General features: G+C 42.1%; 2 protein-coding genes and 1 pseudogene. 1 reads left to right on the top strand and 2 read right to left on the bottom strand.

Going from position 1 to position 3,569, the window contains the following annotated elements:
- Positions 1-94: 94 nt before the first annotated feature.
- Positions 95-500: pseudogene (locus F6K53_RS35775) on the bottom strand (IS4 family transposase); the annotation flags it as partial.
- Between the two features lie 230 nt (positions 501-730).
- On the opposite strand from F6K53_RS35775, the gene F6K53_RS35770 reads away from it, so the two are divergent.
- The gene (locus F6K53_RS35770; protein ID WP_293084118.1) at positions 731-2,047 is read left to right on the top strand and encodes an alcohol acetyltransferase; all 1,317 of its coding nucleotides are present in this window, start codon (positions 731-733) and stop codon (positions 2,045-2,047) included.
- Between the two features lie 252 nt (positions 2,048-2,299).
- Here the strand turns inward: F6K53_RS35770 and F6K53_RS35765 are convergent.
- A partial coding sequence (locus F6K53_RS35765; RefSeq protein ID WP_366511397.1) for a thioester reductase domain-containing protein occupies positions 2,300-3,569 on the bottom strand: 1,270 nt, incomplete at its 5' end.

Here is a 3,569-nt window from a genome sequence, read left to right as displayed (position 1 = left end):
AAACTTGACAAATTTGAGAAATGATGAATTAGAAGTAGATAGACATTTATTGACTTGACAAAGCTGAATTGAACAAGCATGAATATAGCAATTCCTAAGTACAGGACAAAAACTGTAGAGATTGAAGAAAATCTCTTTCATTGAGGGAAGAAGGATTGAGTACAATATGAGGAAGATGCTCAAGACCATATCGGAAAATACTCCCTTGCCGGGGAGCATGTTTTTTAATCGAAATGGGCGTATCGCTGATCAAGAAATAACCCCGTTGGCATCGACCAGCATAATGCCAAAGTCAACAGCTAGCTGCTTTGAGCTTTCCCAAGCGCTCTGCCGAGCGTGAAGTGAGTCGATTCAAGGGCATTTGCCCCGAGTAAAGAAAATGCCTGCATAGGGTTTCAATTCCCCAGCGTAAAATAATCGGCCACCAACCCCTCGCACTTTGAAGGAGCAATGACCACCAAGAGCTTGCCATTATCAAGGCGCAATGCCTCAACGGCAATCACATTGACCCCAAACCCTGCTTCCTTAAGGGTTTGGGATTGACCCACCTTGCCAATCCAGATGGGGTTGGAGAGCTTTCTTAAGTTCGCGCTTATTGATTCATGGGGTTTCTGATGACTGTGGTAATTCTGATGAAACCCCACCCTTGTCAACTTTTCAAGCCTTTTGTCCTGTACTGAGATTCGTTGTCTGTACGTAACAAAGCACCGATATGGAATAAAAAATGTCAATGATTGATAACAGAAAACTCTGTGCTGTAGAGCAAGTAATGGAAATATCAAATCGCTTGAATAGCTCATTAAATATAGTAATTATCGGGCGCATTTTAGGCCCGTTGAATGAAGAAATTGTGAGGCAAGCCCTTGATATTGTCCAAACTCATCACCCTCGGCTTAATTCTCGTATCGTCGGTGACGTGGATAACCTCCGTTTTGAAACGAGTGCAAAAAAGATCCCTTTGCGGGTGGTAGATTCGCAACACTCTAGACAATGGCAAGAAACTCTTATAGAAGAGCTAAACACCCAAATTGAGAGTAGTGAAGTGTTATTGCGAGCTGTACTTGTGCCAGGGCAGGAGTACTCTGAAAACAATGCTAGTCATTTGATTATCACAATAAACCACGCCATCTCAGATGCATTATCAAGTATTGAGTTATATTCAGAAATCTTGACCTACTGCTGGAAAATTACCTCTGGTGAACCAGTCGTGCCAGTGCCCAGCTTACCAACGCTTCCCCCTGTAGATGAGTTATTGCCCCCATCAACAAAAGGCTTTAGGGGTAATATCAACAAGCTGTTGTTTATTCTGCGACTTCTGTTCAAAAATATTTGGCGCCAACCAAAAGGCTTGAGTTTTGAGAAGACTCTACCTCTTGAGTTACGACGTACTGGCAATGTTTATAGACAGTTAGATGCGGAGGTTACCAAAGAGCTAATTCTACGTTGCCGTCAAGAAAAGACAACAGTACAAGGTGCTTTATGTGCAGCGCTGATATTTGCCACAGCCATAAAAATCGGCTCAGGAAAGAAAAAGTATGTGTCCTGTTGGATTCCTGTTGATCTACGTAAACACTTGAAACCAGTGATTGGCAATGAAAACATGGTTTTACTGGTTGGCCCCATAACGTCATTTCACACTCTCGATACCAATACTTCCTTCTGGGAATTAGCACGGGGAGTGAAACAACAAGTGGAAGTTGGCTTAAGGCGTGGCGATATGTTCAGCGGAGTTTCGATGTATAGGAAGATGTTCGAGTTGGGGCTCACCCGCCGAGATCAAGCCCCTCAGACAGTAGCTATTTCCAATATTGGTCGAGTAAATATTCCCAGAGTTTACGGTCAATTTGAACTCTCAGAAATCAGTTTTGCTTCAGGACAAGCCATGTTTGGGGGTATTGTACTTGCTAATGTTACAACTTTTGAGGGAAAAATGTTTTTGCATTTCCCCTTTTCTAAGCCTGCGATCAGCCAGGAGACGATGGAGACTTTAGTAGATAGCTTCCTGTCCTACCTGGTTGATGCTAGCAAGGTAAAAATATCGTCCTAGGCTAGTTAAAATCGAATTACACCTACATTCTGCACCCTGAAATGTCAGACTAAGAATTTTGGTTATTTGGCTGGGGGTTCTCCTGCATAGTAATGGTGAAAATATATATTTTTTCCCACACTCCCCACACTTCCCATACCATTACTATGCACCACCACCGAAAAAAGTTTATGGGGGACTTGTCGTCCCCCAGAGTCAATCCATTGAACTTCAAGACACCTGACTGACGTGCGCCCCTAGGAAAAGAATGCCCTACTGTGGCGCATTCAAGAAGCCGCTACTCTGAAAATAAGAATAGTAAGTATTCAATAATTTGGAATCTATGGATGGGCAGACTATATCAGTGTCAGCTAGTCCATGTATTGTATGTTTACAGTCGTATCTCGGCATTTTCGCATTTACTGGGAATTCTTCTGAAAAAAGCGGCAGAAGGGGATACAATGCGTTTTTATTGCTATTTTCTGCTTGACAAATTAGTTTGGTTCGCCACTTTTCATAATCCATCTTTTCAATAGGGTATCCCCAAGAACAGAGCATGTTGAAAGCCTCGTTTACATAGATGTCATTAGGGTTGACCATGTGAAAAGCCTTTCCTAGAGATTCTTTCTGTTGTGATATATTAACAATCGCCTTGCTTACATAGTCTACAGGTACTATGTCGCTGAAAACGCCTTCAAGATTTGGCACTGCTCCTAGCTGGATACAGCCTTTAACCATTCGAGAAAATAGATCTTCTGTATTACAGAAACCTGTTTGACTGTGCCCTGTTATTCTCCCTGGTCTGTAGATACACACAGGCAAATTTCGGTCACGAGCTTCCATAACTAATTTTTCTGCTACCCATTTACTTTCAGAGTAGCCATCATCGTTGTCTGGACTATAGTCGAGGGAGTCTGATTCAAAAATTACTTCCTTGTCAGAATAGGCGGATGAGAAGAAAACTGAAATGGTAGAGATAAAATGTACGGGCTTAATTTTGGCTTGGCTAGCCAATCTCAAGACTTCGTGAGTTCCGAGAACATTAGCTGGCTTCAAAATTGAGTAAGAGTAAACAAAATTTACCCAAGCACCATTATGATAAATGACATCCACCTGACTTGCTAGATGGTTAAACTGTGGCTCATCAAGACCGAATAGTGGAGCTGACAACTCTCCTATAACTGGAATAATTCTCGAGCTTTTGGTTTCATTCCATAGGCTATAAGACTCCAGGGCTCTTTGCAGTCTCTGCTTACCTTGCTCAGAAGAGGTGGCACGTACTAGACAATATATATCCCCTTGAGTTTGTTCGAGAAGTTCGGAGAGTAAATAAACTCCCAAAAAGCCTGTTGATCCAGTCAAAAAGATATTTTTCGGTTCAGTTATATATTCAAAAGCTACAGATTGATTCTGAATTTTGGAGTCTAAGATTACTTCAGCCCTCAAGTCCCTAACTTGATTAGTAACCTGTGTACTATCGTGTCTCTTCTCAATAGCTTGGGCCACTCCTGCTACAGTGGGTGATTCAAATAAGTCCCTTAGA

The sequence above is a fragment of the Moorena sp. SIO4A1 genome (genome assembly GCF_010672065.1).
GTDB lineage: Bacteria > Cyanobacteriota > Cyanobacteriia > Cyanobacteriales > Coleofasciculaceae > Moorena.
The sequence above is the reverse complement of the archived record's forward strand: the minus strand, read 5'-3'. Positions and strand labels throughout refer to the sequence as shown.